The following is a 15,179-nucleotide window of genomic DNA, read 5'->3' as shown; positions in this document are numbered from 1 at the left end:
CGGCTTCTCCTTACTCTTCCGGGTAACCCAGGCGCACCGCAATCGGGGTGAGCTTGGCAAAGGCGGCGCTCATCACGTCGCGGTAGTTGCGCCAGTGGCCCGGCGGGAAGCGCGGTGCGCCCAGCTGTGCGGCCGGCGGCATCTGCCGCTCGAACAGGCGTCCCAGCTGCTCGGCCATCGCGTGCGGATCATTGCCGATCTGGTCGATGCGCAGCAGCACGTGCGGATACAGTTCTTCCTCATGCAGGGTGGCAACCTGCGCCAGCCCGCGCGCCAGCCATTCGCTGGCTTCAGCCAGCGAGGTCATCGCCAGCGGAGCGGCAGCGCCGTAGGCCACCCAGTCGAGCAGCATGTCGCGCGGGTCACGCAGCACAAGCACCAGTCGTCCCTGCGGCAGCTGCGGGCGCAGCGCCCACAGCAGGGCGTTGTCCCACCACAGCAGCCAGTCGATGACGGCATCGCCCTGCAGGCCACGCGCCGGCAGCTGCTCGCGCCAGCGCTGCACCAGCCGCTCCGGGGTCAGCACGCCGGAGGCGAGGTCCTGCAGCGTGTGGTAGTTCTGGAATGCATCATCCGGCGGATTGCTGGTGTAGCGGTCGCTGCGCAGCACCGGGCTGGCGGCCGCCAGGCCGGTCGCAACCCGCTCCACACCCGAACCCGGCGCACCCCACAGGAAGATCGGCGCGGAGCTGGCATCACTGTCGATCTCGCCCTTCTCCGGCCAGCTCGGCGGCGCCTTGGCCTGCGGCGGAAGCGGCAGGCGCTGCGGTGCCTGGTCGGCCTGCAGCGCCATCCACGTCTGCAGCGCCTGTTCCGGCTGGCCAGCGCGGTCCTGGATTTCACCCAGCCAGGTACGCAGGTCGGCGCGATGGCCGTCCGGCGCCCTGTCGATCAGCGCCTGCACGCGCGCGATCGCGGCAACCGGATCACGCTGCAGCAGGCCTTCGACCAGGCGTGTTTCGCCACTGACGCGGCCCGGTTCGAGGCTGACGATACGTTCGGCGATGGCTTCGGCCTGTTCGTGTTCGCCCACCATGTCATGCAGGCGCAGGCGTGCTTCCAGTGCCGGCAGATGACCCGGCATCGCGTCCATCCAGCGCTCCACGGTCGCCGCGGCGGTCGGGCTGCCGACTTCTTCCACGGCCAGGCGTGCCAGCCACAGGTCGTGCAGCTGCGGATGCTGTTCCAGGGCAGCGTCCAGGCGCGCGCGGGCCTCGTCTTCGCGGCCCAGGCGCTGCCAGGACATCAGCAGTAGCTGCAGCACCTGGCGGTCGTCGGGGATCGATTCCAGCAACGGCAGCAGATGGTCCAGCGCCTGCAGCGGCTGGCCGCCGCGCAGCGACAGTTCACCGGCCAGGCGACGCATCGACGGCGTATCCATGCCTTCCTGCTGAAGCGCGATCTGCATCGCTTCGGCAGCCGCCTCCAGGTTGCCCTGGCGCAGCGCCAACTGCACTACCAGGCCATGCAGCGAGCTGATGGCCGGGTTCAGTTCCAGCACGCGGCGGAACGCCTGCTCGGCGAAGGCAAGCATGTCCTTGCCCAGGTAGGCGAAGCCCAGTGCGTACAGCACGCGGGTGTCGTTGGGCTGCGCCTGGTTGGCCGCCGACAGCAGCGTCAGCGCACGATCAGGGTCGTCGCGGCGCAGCGCGATCATGCCGTCGATGGTCAGCAGTTCCGGGTGGTCCGGCTCTACGCGCGAGGCCAGCGTGGACAGGCGCTGGGCTTCATCGAAGTCGTTGCGGCCGATCGCCAGGTGCGCCTGCATCAGATAGGCGGCGAAGGAATTCGGGTCAAGCCCGGTGGTACGTGCCAGCGCTTCGTCAGCGCCCTGATACTGGCGCAGGGCGAGCAGCAGGCCAGCGTGCTGCAGGTGCAGCTGGGCATCATCGGGGGCCAGCTGCAACGCCTGCTGCAGCGCCTCCATCGCATCCTCGGCCTTGCCCTGCTGCTGCAGCGCAAGCGCCAGCCAGCGGTGGGCTTCGGCCTGGCCGGGTTCATCACGGGTCCACGCCTGGGCCAGCTGCACGGCCTGGTCGGCCTGGTTCTGGCGCAACGCTTGGATGATCTGGTCTTGCATGGCGGTCCGGTTCAAGTGCAAACCCGCATTGTAGCGGTCCACGCACCGGTGCCGGTTCAGCCCGCCAGCACCCGCTGCAGGCGCTGCGCCACCCAGCGCTCGGAGAAGCCGTCGCCGCGCCAGTTTTCGATGAACCCGCAGTGGCCGCCCCAGCAGGCGGTTTCCAGGCGCGCCTGGCGCGGCAGCTGCCAGTTGCTGAAGGTCGCGTACGGAATCACCGGGTCATCCTGCGCCATCAGGATGTCGGCCGGTACCTGCAGGGACGACAGGCGGTCGCCGGCGATCGAGTAGCCGTCGAAATAGGCCTGCAGCGAACCGAAGCTGGTGTGGCGCTCGACCAGCCAGGCGGTCAGCGCGCGGATGTCCAGCTTCAGCACGCGGTCGTCGCAGTCGCTCAGCTCGGGGAACAGATCGCGCTTGCGGCGCAGCGAGCCGGCCCACTTGCGGCGGAAGTACCAGTCGTACATCGCCGGGCCGTTCTCGATGCTCTCCATCGTCAGCGCCGGGTCCAGCACCGGGCACACCGAGGCGACGCGCAGCAGCGGCACGCCGGCCGCCGGCGCGCGCAGGGCCAGGCGCAGCACGAAGTTGCCACCCAGCGAATAACCGGCGGCCACCAGCGGCAGCTGCGGCCAGCGCTGGGCGATATCGCCCGCGGCGTGCACCACTTCATCGATGAGATTGGAGTGGAAGATGCCGGGGTTCAGGTGATGGGTGTTGCCGTGGTCGCGGAAGTTCAGCCGCACCACGTCGAAGCCCTGCTCGATCATGCGCGCGGCGGCCATGCGCATGTAGCTGGATTCGGCACTGCCTTCCCAGCCATGCAGCAGCAGCGCGATGCCCTTGGGCTCGCGGCCTTCGACATGGCTGTGCCAGCCCTGCAGGCGCACGCCATCACCACCATCGAGGATCAGCTCTTCGCTGACCGCACCGGTGGCCGCCAGCAGCAGCAGGCCGCGCTGCAGGCGCATGCGGCTGGAGCTGAGCATCGACTGCAGGTGCGGATTGCGCAGCCAGCGCGGCGGCTGGTAGTCAGTCGCATGCAACGTCGGTGTACCGGCGTCCAGGACGGGTGGCGGGACCAGGGCCACCGTGCCCTCAGCCGGTGCTCATGGCCGCCACGATGCGCGCGCGCGAGGTTTCCGCGATGCGTCGACGGCCTTCCAGGTCCTGGGTACCGATCGGCTCCAGGAAATGCACTTCGGTATGCCGCGCCGGCTCACCCAGCAGGCGCAGGAAATTGGCGGCGAAACTCTCGCCCGGGCCGAATGCCACGATGGTCTGTGCGTCACCCTTGAGCCCGTACACCAGAGCCACCGGCTGCACCGGCACGCCGGTCTCAACCGCGGCCTGGAAGATGCGGGCATGGAACGGGCCCACTTCGTGGCCACCACGGGTACGCCCTTCCGGGAACACGCCCACCGCCTTGCCTTCGCGCAGGCGATCGGCCATCACCTGCATCACGCCACCGAGGGATTCGGTGTTGCCGCGCTGGTGGAAGATGGTCTGCCCGCGCGCAGCGAGCCAACCGACCAGCGGCCAGCTGGCGATCTCGCGCTTGGCGACGAAGCCCATCATGCGCTGGCTGTGCAGGATGGAGATGTCGACCCAGCTGACGTGGTTGGCGACGAACAGCACGGCACCGGGCAAGGGCTGGCCCACCCGTGACAGGCGGAAGCCGAAGATCCACATCAGGCCGCCCTGCCACCAGTTCACCACCTTCGCCCCGAAGGTATCCTCGCCCACGCGCAGCTCGCCCCACGGCGGGAGCATGCCGATCAGGATCAGCGGCAGGAACACGATGATGTGGACCAACAGCAGCGGTACGCGGTACAGGTAACGGCACACACGCGCCACGCCGCCACGGGGGGCCGGAGTGGGGGAAGTCATCCGCGCACGATACCGGAGCGCCGCAGCAGCTGCCAGCCGATTTAGGCCATAACCGCCATTGACCGGGGCAATCGGCGGGGAACGCTGGGTTCTGCCGCCGTCAACACGCCCGCCGGGGGCTCAACCGTGGCCGGCGGCCACCACCGCCAGGGTCAGCCGAGAGATGCACACCAGCCGGCCCTGCTCGTCTTCGATGCGGATCTCCCACAGCTGGGTGCTGCGGCCGACGTGCAGCGCGCGGGCGGTGCCGGTGACCGTGCCCGAGCGCACGGCGCGCACGTGGTTGGCGTTGATTTCCAGGCCCACGCAGATCTGCTTGCCGGTATCCACGCACAGGTTGCCGGCGCTGCTGCCCAGGGTCTCGGCCAGCACCACCGAGGCACCGCCGTGCAGGATGCCGTACGGCTGCCGGGTGCGCTCGTCCACCGGCATGGTGGCCTGCAGCCAGTCTTCGCCCGCAGCGCTGAAGACGATGCCGAGGGATTCGATCGCCGTGTTGCGGCTGAGCGCGTTGAGCTGCTCGATGGAAACGGCTTCGCGGAACACCTGGGTCATGCGGGCACCTTCAGAGGATGGGAACGAGGCCGGCGCCGAATGCAGTCAGCATGCGCACCAGCAGCCACTTCGGGCCGACGTTGACTTCGGGGAAGTCGCCGACGGCGACGTAGCAGTTGTGGAACGCCGGGTCCTGCCGTGGCAGCGGCTGCGGGCAGTCCGGACCGGGCTTGAACTCGTAGTCGGTGGCGTAGCGCCACGGCCAGAAGTCGAGGATCGGCAGCGCTTCGGAGGCTTTGCCGACGCTGTAGTTCAGGCCCGACAACACTGGCGGCTTGGCCCGCGGCGCCACTGTCCACGAGTTCTGCGGATGGGTATCGCGCAGGATGCTCTCGGCCAGCTGCTCGGCAAACACCGGATCGTCGATGATCACCGCGCCTTCGGTGTTGTAGTTCTCGCTGCGCGGATCGAAGTTGTGGGTGCCGACCACGCCGATGCGGCGATCGACCACCAGCGACTTGGCGTGCAGGCCCATGCGGGCGCCCTTGCGGGTGACCGGCAACGGCTTGTTGACCGCCTTGCTGCCCAGGAACGACGGACGCGTCTCGGTGCGCAGCAGGCGCGTTTCCACCTCGCTGCCGGCGGCGCGGCGACGTTCGCGCGCGTTCTGGTAGGCACTGCCGGTACGCGGATGATGCACCGCCACCTGCTTGCGGGGCGCGGCCAGATCCCCGTCGCTGCCACCACCGGCATTGCTGCCAGCGGCGCTGCCGCCGATCAGCGGATTGCGCCCGCCGTCGTCGTCGCCTCCGGGCGCGGCGATCGGGTCGGGCAGCAGATTGCGGTAGTCGACCGGTGCATCCAGCGGGAACGGCTTGTACTCGAAGATGTTGAAGCCCAGTTCGCGCATGTTGCGTCGCTTGTACTTGTACGACAGCGCATACACGATCGGGTTGTCGGTGGCCGCCAGGCTGTTGCTGGACACCACCACGCGCGGCGGCTGCGGGCGCTTGCGCAGCTCGCGGAACAGCTTCTGCGCCGGCTTGGACAGCACCAGGTACGGCGTCTGCAGGATCACTTCCTTCTGCGCGCCGGCGATCAGTGCATCCAGCTGCGGCTCGGTCACGTGCTGGCCGGCCAGCGGGGCATCGGCCTTCTCGCGGCGGTGCTTGCGCGGCAGGTCGGCGACGTAGCGCACCGAGGCCACCGGCAGCGCGGTATCCACGAAGGAACGGGTGACGAACTCCATGTCATTGGCTTCAGCGCTGACCCGCTGCACCCGCTCCGGGCGGCGGAACGTGGCGGGCGGCAGCACCGGCACGCCTTCGCGCAGCAGGGTGCGGCCCACGTCATTCAGGCGCTCGGCCGGCACGCTGCGCTTGGCGCGCCAGAACGCATCGAAGTTGGCCGCCATCGCCCGCGCTTCCGGGCCGGCGATCATGACGTCGCGATCGCGGAAGTTGTACTCGCGATCCCAGTCGTAATAGTCGTCCTGGTAGTTGCGGCCGCCGACCACGCCGATCGCATCGTCGATCACCAGCAGCTTGTTGTGCATGCGCTGGTTGAAGCGACGGAAGCAGCACAGCACGCTGCCGGCGTAATCGAAGTAGTTCAGCCGGGCCTTGCCGAAGGTCGGGTTGTAGACCCTCAGCTGGAAATTCTGGTGGGCACCGGACAGCGCGCCGAGGATCTCCAGGTCGGAGATCGCCGAGAGCTGGTCGATCAGCACCCGCACCTTCACCCCGCGCCGCGACGCGGCCAGCAGTTCGTCGATGACCAGCCGCGCGCTGTCGTCCTTGTCGAAGATGTAGGTCTGCAGGTCGATGCTGCGGGTGGCACTGCGCAGCAGGTTCAGGCGCGCCACCAGGGCGCCCTCCCCCTCGTCCAGCAGGGTGGCGTAGTGGCGCGGCTGCTCCGGGGTGGATTCGGTGAACGCCCGGCCTGCCAACGCCCGCAGCGGCGAATCCTGTGCGCAGCGGTCGGCGCGCTGGCAGTCGACCTGGATCGAGCGCGCCTGCACGGCGATCGCTTCGGCGCGGTCGCGCTCGGCATTGGACAGCGATGCACAACCGCTGCCCAGCAACACGGTTGCCAGCGCCAGTACACGCAGCAGGAGGTTCACGGTTTCGGCGCCTCGCTCAGGCGCGCTCGCAATACGAAGGTCACTCGGTCACTCAAGGCAAGCTGCCAGCTGTCCATTCCATACCGGCCTCGCTGCACGGTACCGCGGCTGACGACGTCGCAATCATAGCCGGGTCGGGCGCAATCCGCCTTCTCGACCTTCAGTGTCTCGGGGTGGCTGATCCCGCGCAGGGTCAGCCGCCCGTTGATGTCGCCCCCGTCTTCCACGGTCTCCGGCCAGTACGGCAGCGAGTCGAACTCGACCACCGGGTGGCGGCCTGCGTCGAAGAACTCCTCGCCGCGCATCCAGCCGGTGTAGCGCGCCTTGCCGGGGATCTCGACCGAGCGCGTGAACATCTTCAGGTGCACCTGATGGCGGCCGTCGGAGAGGATCTCGATGCGACCCTCGAAGTGCGGGAACAGGCCTTCGATGCGTTGCCCGAAGCGGGTCCGCACCTCGAAACCGATCTGGGAGCGCTTGGTATCCAGGTGCAGGACCCGGTGCGCTTCAGCGACCACCGGCGGCAAGGGCGTTGGCGGTGGCGCGGCAGCCCAGGCCGCGCCGGAAGCCAGCAGCACGGGCAGCAGAAAGCGACTGCGCCGCGCCAGGCTCATTGGATCACGGCCACCAGAACGCGTTCAGGCTGGCCACGCCCGGCTCGATCGAGGCCTCGCGCGGGAAGCCGAGCACGGCAATGCCGGCCGGCGGCATGCCGCGATAGTCGCTGCTGGTGCCTTCCGTCATCAACGCCACCAGGCGCTCCAGGCCGGGGTTGTGGCCGACGATCAGCACCCGGTCGAGGTCACGGCGGTCGTCCACCAGCGCCGCCAGGGTGCCGGGGGTGGCCTCGTAGATGCGGTCTTCCAGGCGCTTCTCGACATAGCCGATGGTGCCGAGCACGGCTTCCAGGGTCTCCCGGGTGCGCCGCGCCGGTGAGCACAGCACGCAGTCCGGCAGCAGGTTGTTCTCCTTCAGCCACTTGCCGGCGGCTTCGGCTTCGGCGAGCCCCACCGGCGACAACGGCCGGTCGAGGTCGGCCTGGCCGGGGGTAGCCGGTTCGGCATGGGCATGGCGCAGCAGGATCAGTTCACGCATCGCGGGTTTCCATGAAGAAGAGGATGCAGCAGAAAGAGTGACGCAGGCATCAAAGCTTCAGCCAGGACAGCAGCGGCTCCCAGTCGGCCTGGTGCTCGCGCACCTGGGCCGAGCGGTAGTCGAACAGGCTGCGGCCCAGGCCGGTCATGACCACATAGCTCTGGCTGTCGCGCAGCTGCGCGACCACCGGGTACGGCCATTCACCCAGCATCTGCAGCGCCTGCTGCGAGGTCTGGGTCCATGGTTTGGTACGGTTGAGCACCAGCCCCACCGGCAGCTTGCGGCTGTGCACGCGCGGGTTCTGGGCCAGGCTGTTGAGGAAGCCGACGATCGCTTCGATGTCCAGCGCCGAGGGCAGCACCGGTACCACCACCGCGTCGGCTGCGTCGAGGAAATGGGGAATATCGTCAGCCAGGGCACCGGCCGGCGCATCGATGATGACGGTGTCGGTGCCGTCGGGCAGCTTCTGCGCCCACTGCTTCTTCCGATACACGTCGATGGGGAGCACCGCGCTTTCCAGCCCGGCACGGCGTTGTGCCCAGCGGGTGCTGGAACCCTGCGGGTCGGCATCGGCAATCACCGTGGCCTTGCCCTGCAATGCCGCGTACGCGGCCAGGTGGGTGGCGACGGTGGTCTTGCCCACCCCGCCCTTGGAACCGGCCACCAGGATCGTCTTCATGCCAGCCTCGCTTCCGGGTACGTGCCCCGAGCGTACACCGGTGATGGTGACGGTAGGTAGCGTCGTGCTGAACCAGCGGCCATCGCCTTTGCTATCGTGGCGCCCCCGAAGGATCGAACCGGCATGAGCGAACTGCAGGATCTGAGCGCGTTGATCCGCGCCAATACCCCACTGATCGTCATCGAGACCCAGGACGAAGGTCGCATCGTCGAGCTGTTCCGGCAGACGCTGATGCACGTATGGCGGGCCCTGCACCGCTGGTCGATCACCGAGGGCCTGCGCCGGATCGACCTGGACAGCGAAGACCCGCCGGTCGGGCCGCCCGATGCCAGCGCGGCCCTGCAGATGATCCGCCAGGCCGACCAGCGCGGCGTCTACCTGCTGCTCGATTTCCATCCCTACCTGGGCTATGCCAGCCACCAGCGCGCCCTTCGCGACCTGATCCAGCGCCGCCACAGCGAGCCGCATGTGCTGGTGCTGATCGGTGCCAAAGTGGAGCTGCCGGCCGAGCTGGAAGCGCTGGCGGTGCGCTTCAACCCGCGCCTGCCCGATGCCAATGCCCTGCTGAAGATGCTGCGCGAGGAGGCCGACGCCTATGCGCGCGAGCATGGCGGCCGCCGGGTTGAAGTCGACAGCGAAGCGGTCAAGAAGATCCTGAAGAACCTGCAGGGCCTGAGCCTGGTCGATGCCCGGCGCATCGCGCGCCAGCTGATCTACGCCGACGGCGCACTGCGCGACGACGACCTGCCGCAGCTGGCGCGGCTGAAGTTCGAGCTGCTCAACCGCAGCGGCCACCTGTTCTTCGAGCATGACAGCGCGCGCTTCGGCGATGTGGCCGGCGCCAACCGGCTCAAGCGCTGGATCAACCAGCGGCGCGTGGCCTTCATTGCCGGCTCCGCCCCGGCCGGGCTGGACCCGCCGCGCGGCATGCTGTTGCTGGGTGTGCAGGGCTGCGGCAAGTCGATGCTGGCCAAGGCCACCGCCGCCGGCTTCGGCGTGCCCCTGCTGCGCCTGGACGTGGGCGCGCTGTACAACAAGTACCACGGCGAGACCGAAGCCAACCTGCGCCAGGCACTGGCCTCGGCCGAACAACTCGCGCCCTGCGTGCTGTGGATGGACGAGATCGAGAAGGGCCTGGCCAGCGGTGGCGAGGATGGCGGCGTGTCACGCCGCGTGCTCGGTTACCTGCTGACCTGGATGGCCGAACGCAAGGCGCCGGTGTTCATCGTCGCCACCGCCAACCAGGTGCACGAACTGCCGGCCGAGCTGCTGCGCAAGGGCCGCTTCGACGAGATCTTCTTCGTCGATCTGCCTTCGCCTGACGTGCGCGTGGAACTGCTGCGGCTGCACCTGGGCCGGCGCCAGCTCAACGCCGACGACTTCGCACTGCCCGCGCTGGCGGCGGCCGCGAATGGCTTCTCCGGCGCCGAGATCGAGCAGGCGATCGTGGCTGGCCTGTATGCGGCACACGCCGAAGGCCGGCCGCTGGACACCGAGCTGCTGATGAACGAGATCCGCGCCACGCGACCGCTGTCGGTGCTGATGGCCGAGCAGGTAGAGGCACTGCGGGCGTGGGCGTCGGGGCGGACGGTTTCCGCGGACGACTGAGGGGTTTCCAGCGAACGGCGCAGCCCCTCGTGGCGGCTGGTTGACTGTGAACATCAAAAGCCGCGCTTGGCCGGGCGGGATGGATTCGCGGGGGACGCCGTCAACCCGTCCATGGGGGCTTGGCCGCGGCATCCATGCCGCGGACACCCCCGCGAACCCACCCCGCCCGGCCTCTGACAATTTCCGGGTGCGTCCGCCACGGAAAAGAAAAAAGAAGAGCAGAAGCAAAGGCAAAAGCGCTTGGCCGGCCGCTCTTTGTAGAGCCGAGCCCACACTCGGCTGCATTTCGATCAGATATCGAATACTCGATTCCGATGTGGATTCATTCGCGCATGGCGTGGACATCGTGTCGACCAAGGTCGACACCTACCAACAGCTGCCGGAATCTGTCGAAGGCGGGGCACTGTGGGTTTGCGGGGTGTGAGCCGCATGGATGCGGCGACCAAGCCCCCAGGACGGGTTTACGGCGGCCCCGCAAACCCACAGTGCCCCGCCATCCCGCAGGAAGCCCGCTGTTGCTTCGGCTGTTGCTGTTGCTTCAGCTGTTGCCTCTGCGGGTGCCGGGTGCAACCCGGCCGAACCCCTTCCCTCAGGGCCAGGCAGGCGGTGCGGCCGCCCAGGCCTGCTGCACCTCAGCCAGCGACGCGCGCTCATCCTCACGCCACTGCGGCAGCAGCTGCCCATAGTTGGCCGTGGTACTCCACTGCGTCGGCTCGGTGCGTACCGCAGCCGCATACCACTGCACCGCCTCCTGCTTCTGCCCCATCCGCCACAATGCCAACGCATAGGTCGGTGGCACCCAGGTGGGCTTCGTACGGGCGTTGCTGGCCGATACCAGCCACTGTTCCAGCGCCGCCTCCGGCTTGCCCTGGCGCAGCAGGTCCCAACCGTAGTTCCAGCGCACGCTGCGGCCGCTGCTGCTCTGTGCCGGCGCCTCTTTCATCGCCTCGCCATACAGCTGCTCGGCCAGCTCGCCACGGCCCTGCGCGCCGGCCACCGATGCCAGCTGCACCGTCGCTTCCACCGCGCGGCGGCCGCGCTCACGCAGCTTGACCAGCTGGGCCACCAGCTCATCGCCCTCGCCCTGCACCGCCACCATCGGCGTGGCCGCCAGGTCGTTGTCGAAGTAGAACTCCTGTGGTGCCGGCACAGCCGGCGCGGCCCACGCAGTGGCCACTCCCGAGGCCAGCAGCACGCTGGCCAGGATCTTTCCTGGAACTGACATCCCTTCTCCCCAGGCCGCAACTGCAGCCTCCCTCTCTCTCCCCGATCCTAACCCCAGCACCGCCGCGGGCGCGAGTGCCGGGGCCTCGCGGCCCCGCTGCTACAATTCGCGCCTTTCCCGCCGCGTGCCTGCACGCGGCCGGTGCCAGCCGATCCTACCGGGCCAGCCATGACCAGTACCGCGCAACTCACTTCGCCCTCGTCCGCCGACCTGCTCGACCGTGATTACACGCTCGACCACAAGTACACCCGCAGCGAGGGGCGGATCTACCTGAGTGGCGTGCAGGCGCTGGTGCGGCTGCCGCTGATGCAGCGGCTGCGCGACGCCGCCGAAGGCATCGACAGCGCCGGCTTTGTCAGCGGCTACCGTGGCAGCCCGCTGGGTGGCTTCGACCTGGAGCTGTGGCGCGCGCGCAAGCACCTTGAAGCAGCCAAGGTGAAGTTCACCCCGGGCCTGAACGAGGACCTGGGCGCCACCATGGTGTGGGGCACCCAGCAGACCAACCTGTTCCCCGGCGCCAACGTGCAGGGCGTGTTCGGCATGTGGTACGGCAAGGGCCCGGGCGTGGACCGCTGCGGCGACGTGTTCAAGCACGCCAATGCCGCCGGCACCTCGCGCTACGGCGGCGTGCTGGCGCTGGCTGCCGACGACCATGCCTGCCGCAGCTCGACGCTGCCGCACGGCAGCGAGGACGAATTCGTCAGCGCGATGATGCCGGTGCTGAACCCGGCCGGCGTGCAGGACATCCTCGACATGGGCCTGCTGGGCTGGGCGATGAGCCGCTATACCGGCCGCTGGGTCGGCTTCAAGACCATCGCCGAGACGGTGGAATCGTCGGCGTCGGTGCAGGTCGATCCGATGGCGCGCCGCATCGTGCTGCCGGAAGACTTCGAGATGCCGTCGGGTGGCCTCAACATCCGCTGGCCAGACCCGCCGCTGGACCAGGAAATGCGCCTGCACCGCTATGCGGTGAAGGCGGCGCAGGCGTTTGCCCGCGCCAACGGCATCGACAAGGTGGTGATGGATGCGCCGCGCGCGCGGCTGGGCATCGTCACCACCGGCAAGAGCTACCTGGACGTGCTGCAGGCGCTGGAATACCTGGGCCTGGATGAAGCCGCGTGCGCCGACATCGGCATCCGCGTGTACAAGGTCGGCATGACCTGGCCGCTGGAACCGCAGGGCATCGCGCGCTTCGCGCAGGGCCTGGAAGACATCATCGTGGTGGAGGAGAAGCGTGCCTTCATCGAGCGCCAGATGAAGGAACAGTTCTTCAACTGGCCGGCCAGCTGGGGCCAGCGCCCGTCCATCGTCGGCAAGTACGATGAAAGCGGCGAATGGATCCTGCCGTCCACCGGTGAGCTGACGCCGGCCACCATCGCCGGCGTGATCGGTCGCCGCATCCAGAAGTTCTTCAACAACGAATCGATCGAGCAGCGCCTGCAGTGGATGCAGGAGAAGGAAGCCGAGCTTGCGTTGCCGCGCGCCAGCTTCCCGCGCGTACCGCACTACTGCTCGGGCTGCCCGCACAACACCTCTACCCAGGTGCCGGTAGGCTCGCGGGCGCTGGCCGGCATCGGTTGCCACTACATGGTGACCTGGATGGACCGCAGCACCGACACCTTCACCCACATGGGCGGCGAAGGCGTGACCTGGGCCGGGCAGGCGCCGTTCACCGACACCCCGCACGTATTCCAGAATCTGGGCGACGGCACCTATTTCCACAGCGGCTCGCTGGCGATCCGCCAGGCGGTCGCCGCCGGCGTCAACATCACCTACAAGATCCTCTACAACGACGCGGTGGCGATGACCGGCGGCCAGCCGGTGGACGGCCCGCTGAGCGTGCCCGACATCGCAAAGCAGATGCGCGCCGAAGGCATCCACACCATCGTGGTGCTGTCGGACAACATCGGCAAGTGGACCGGCCAGCGCGAGCACTTCCCCAGCGACGTCGAGTTCCACGACCGCAGCGAGCTGGATGAGGTGCAGAAGCGCCTGCGCGAGGTGAAGGGTGTTTCGATCCTGATCTACGAACAGACCTGCGCCACCGAGAAGCGCCGCCGCCGCAAGCGCGGCAAGCTGGAAGATCCGCAGACGCGCGTGCTGATCAATTCGCTGGTCTGCGAAGGCTGTGGCGACTGCGGCAAGAAGAGCTTCTGCGTGTCGGTGCTGCCGAAGGAAACCGAGTTCGGGCGCAAGCGCGAGATCGATCAGTCCAACTGCAACAAGGACTATTCCTGCGTGAACGGTTTCTGCCCGAGCTTCGTCACCGTGCACGGTGGCCAGCCGCGCAAGGGCAGCAAGCGCGATGCTTCCACCCTGCTGGACAACCTGCCGGCACCGGCCATCCGCGGCACCCTCGAACAGCCCTGGAACATCCTGATCACCGGCGTCGGCGGTACCGGCGTGGTGACCATCGGCGCGCTGCTGGGCATGGCCGGCCACCTGGAAGGCAAGGGTGCGACCGTGCTCGACCAGACCGGCCTGGCACAGAAGGGCGGCGCGGTGACCACGCATATCCGCATTGCCCGTCGCCCTGAAGACATCCACGCCGTGCGCATCGCCGCCGGCGAAGCCGACCTGGTGGTGGGCTGCGACATGGTGGTGGTCAACGATTACTGGGCGCTGTCGAAGGTGCGTGCCGGCCGTTCGCAGGTGGTGCTGAACACCTACGAAGCGATGCCCGGTACCTTCACCACCCGCCCGGACATGCAGTTCCCCGCCGCCGACATCGTGGCCGGCGTGCGCGTGGCGCTGGGCGGCCAGGAGCCGTTGCTGCTGGATGCCACCCAGCTGGCCACCGCGCTGCTGGGCGATGCGATCGCCGCCAACCTGTTCATCCTCGGCTATGCGTGGCAGCAGGGGCTGGTGCCGCTGTCGTTCGAGTCGCTGATGCGCGCCATCGAGCTCAACGGTGCGGCCGTGGCGATGAACCAGCAGGCCTTCGCCTGGGGCCGCCTGGCCGTGGTCGACCCGCAGGCCGTGCAGCAGGCCGCCGGCCTGGTACGCAACCGCCACACCGATACCGAATCCACCCCGGGCCCGCTGCATCCGCTGCCGCCGGGCGAGTGGGAGGGCAACGAATGGGGTGCCACCGCCGCACCGCGCAACACCGGCGACGAACGCGAACTGCGTAGCCTGCCCTCGCACGGTGGCGACGTGGCATTCCTGCCGCTGGACGACGCACGCCTGTCGCGTTCGCTGGACGAAATGATCGAGCGTCGCGCCGCCTTCCTGGTCGATTACCAGGACGCTGCCTATGCCAACCGCTACCGTGATCTGGTGGCACGCGTGCGCGCCACCGAGGCCGAGCGCATCGGCGGTTCCACCGCGTTGACCGAGACGGTAGCCCGCTACCTGTTCAAGCTGATGGCCTACAAGGACGAGTACGAAGTGGCCCGCCTGTATACCAGCGGCGACTTCCAGCGCCGCCTGCAGCAGCAGTTCGAGGGCGATTACCAGCTGCGCTTCCACCTGGCACCGCCGCTGTTCGCCAAGAAGGACGAGCAGGGCCGGTTGCTGAAGAAGGAATACGGCCCGTGGATGTTCAAGGCCTTCGGCCTGCTGGCCAAGCTGAAGTTCCTTCGCGGCGGCCGGCTTGATGTGTTCGGTCGCACCGAGGAACGCCGCATGGAGCGCAAGCTGATCGGCGATTACGAGGCCACCGTGCAGCTGCTGCTGGACGGCCTGGATGACGACCGCCTGGCGCTGGCGGTGGAGATCGCCAGCGTGCCCGAGCACATCCGCGGCTTCGGCCACGTCAAGGAAGCGCATTTCGAGCAGGCCAAGGCGCGCGAAGCCGCCCTGCTGGCGCAGTGGTGGAACCCGAAGGCGCTGCATATCGTGCAGGTGGCTTGAGCACCGCTGACGGCACGAAAGCAACCTATTGATTGCATATTGAAATAGCAATCGATAGGTTGCCTCCAGCGAAGGAAAGAGATAGGTTGCTTGTGGTAATGCAACCTATCCTTTGCGTACACGTTCGCGT

The 15,179-nt window shown here is 68.2% G+C and carries 11 protein-coding genes; 2 read left to right on the top strand and 9 right to left on the bottom strand.

Annotated features, from left to right (window positions below; genetic code table 11):
- Nucleotides 1–10: 10 nt before the first annotated feature.
- The 8 genes from ACSYS9_RS00520 to ACSYS9_RS00485 all read right to left on the bottom strand — a co-directional run bounded on the left by ACSYS9_RS00520 (nt 11) and on the right by ACSYS9_RS00485 (nt 8,361).
- On the bottom strand, nt 11–2,080 hold the full coding sequence (locus tag ACSYS9_RS00520) for a tetratricopeptide repeat protein (RefSeq protein WP_071228818.1): 2,070 nt from the start codon (nt 2,078–2,080) through the stop codon (nt 11–13).
- 56 nt (nt 2,081–2,136) lie between these two features.
- Nucleotides 2,137–3,126 (bottom strand): YheT family hydrolase, encoded by a 990-nt coding sequence (locus ACSYS9_RS00515; RefSeq protein ID WP_071228829.1) that lies wholly within the window; start codon nt 3,124–3,126, stop codon nt 2,137–2,139.
- A 52-nt stretch (nt 3,127–3,178) separates the two neighbouring features.
- A complete protein-coding gene (locus ACSYS9_RS00510; RefSeq protein ID WP_071228819.1) occupies nt 3,179–3,970 on the bottom strand; it encodes a lysophospholipid acyltransferase family protein in 792 nt (263 codons plus the stop codon).
- 120 nt (nt 3,971–4,090) lie between these two features.
- A complete protein-coding gene (locus ACSYS9_RS00505; RefSeq protein ID WP_032128719.1) occupies nt 4,091–4,525 on the bottom strand; it encodes a hotdog fold thioesterase in 435 nt (144 codons plus the stop codon).
- 10 nt (nt 4,526–4,535) lie between these two features.
- Nucleotides 4,536–6,587: a phospholipase D family protein gene (locus tag ACSYS9_RS00500; protein ID WP_071228820.1), complete on the bottom strand. Its 2,052-nt coding sequence runs from the start codon at nt 6,585–6,587 to the stop codon at nt 4,536–4,538.
- The gene (locus ACSYS9_RS00495; RefSeq protein WP_071228821.1) at nt 6,584–7,201 is read right to left on the bottom strand and encodes a YceI family protein; all 618 of its coding nucleotides are present in this window, start codon (nt 7,199–7,201) and stop codon (nt 6,584–6,586) included. The genes ACSYS9_RS00500 and ACSYS9_RS00495 overlap by 4 nt, the downstream gene beginning before the upstream one ends.
- 4 nt (nt 7,202–7,205) lie before the next feature.
- Nucleotides 7,206–7,682: a SixA phosphatase family protein gene (locus ACSYS9_RS00490; RefSeq protein WP_005407539.1), complete on the bottom strand. Its 477-nt coding sequence runs from the start codon at nt 7,680–7,682 to the stop codon at nt 7,206–7,208.
- 49 nt (nt 7,683–7,731) lie between these two features.
- On the bottom strand, nt 7,732–8,361 hold the full coding sequence (locus ACSYS9_RS00485; protein ID WP_010487235.1) for a ParA family protein: 630 nt from the start codon (nt 8,359–8,361) through the stop codon (nt 7,732–7,734).
- Nucleotides 8,362–8,484: 123 nt separating this feature from the next.
- Between ACSYS9_RS00485 and ACSYS9_RS00480 the strand changes: the two genes are divergently transcribed.
- Nucleotides 8,485–9,969 (top strand): AAA family ATPase, encoded by a 1,485-nt coding sequence (locus ACSYS9_RS00480; RefSeq protein ID WP_071228822.1) that lies wholly within the window; start codon nt 8,485–8,487, stop codon nt 9,967–9,969.
- Between the two features lie 589 nt (nt 9,970–10,558).
- Here ACSYS9_RS00480 and ACSYS9_RS00475 read toward each other — a convergent pair.
- Nucleotides 10,559–11,194 carry a tetratricopeptide repeat protein gene (locus ACSYS9_RS00475; RefSeq protein ID WP_032128715.1) on the bottom strand — a complete coding sequence of 212 codons (636 nt, stop codon included), beginning with the start codon at nt 11,192–11,194 and terminating at the stop codon, nt 10,559–10,561.
- A gap of 168 nt (nt 11,195–11,362) precedes the next feature.
- Here ACSYS9_RS00475 and ACSYS9_RS00470 point away from each other — a divergent pair, with 168 nt between their 5' ends.
- Entirely contained in the window at nt 11,363–15,049 is a 3,687-nt protein-coding gene (locus ACSYS9_RS00470; RefSeq protein WP_071228823.1) for an indolepyruvate ferredoxin oxidoreductase family protein, read from the top strand.
- Nucleotides 15,050–15,179 lie beyond the last annotated feature (130 nt).

The organism is Stenotrophomonas sp. STK17_22, assembly GCF_051983905.1.
Lineage (GTDB): Bacteria > Pseudomonadota > Gammaproteobacteria > Xanthomonadales > Xanthomonadaceae > Stenotrophomonas > Stenotrophomonas maltophilia_A.
Note: the sequence above shows the minus strand (reverse complement) of the source record. Positions and strands in the feature narration are given on the sequence as shown.

Coding starts and splice junctions, on each gene's coding strand:
- ACSYS9_RS00510 (WP_071228819.1), bottom strand. CDS start 3,970: ATGACTTCCCCCACTCCGGCCCCCCGTGGCGGCGTGGCGCGTGTGTGC.
- ACSYS9_RS00505 (WP_032128719.1), bottom strand. CDS start 4,525: ATGACCCAGGTGTTCCGCGAAGCCGTTTCCATCGAGCAGCTCAACGCG.
- ACSYS9_RS00495 (WP_071228821.1), bottom strand. CDS start 7,201: ATGAGCCTGGCGCGGCGCAGTCGCTTTCTGCTGCCCGTGCTGCTGGCT.
- ACSYS9_RS00470 (WP_071228823.1), top strand. CDS start 11,363: ATGACCAGTACCGCGCAACTCACTTCGCCCTCGTCCGCCGACCTGCTC.
- ACSYS9_RS00490 (WP_005407539.1), bottom strand. CDS start 7,682: ATGCGTGAACTGATCCTGCTGCGCCATGCCCATGCCGAACCGGCTACC.
- ACSYS9_RS00485 (WP_010487235.1), bottom strand. CDS start 8,361: ATGAAGACGATCCTGGTGGCCGGTTCCAAGGGCGGGGTGGGCAAGACC.
- ACSYS9_RS00480 (WP_071228822.1), top strand. CDS start 8,485: ATGAGCGAACTGCAGGATCTGAGCGCGTTGATCCGCGCCAATACCCCA.
- ACSYS9_RS00475 (WP_032128715.1), bottom strand. CDS start 11,194: ATGTCAGTTCCAGGAAAGATCCTGGCCAGCGTGCTGCTGGCCTCGGGA.
- ACSYS9_RS00520 (WP_071228818.1), bottom strand. CDS start 2,080: ATGCAAGACCAGATCATCCAAGCGTTGCGCCAGAACCAGGCCGACCAG.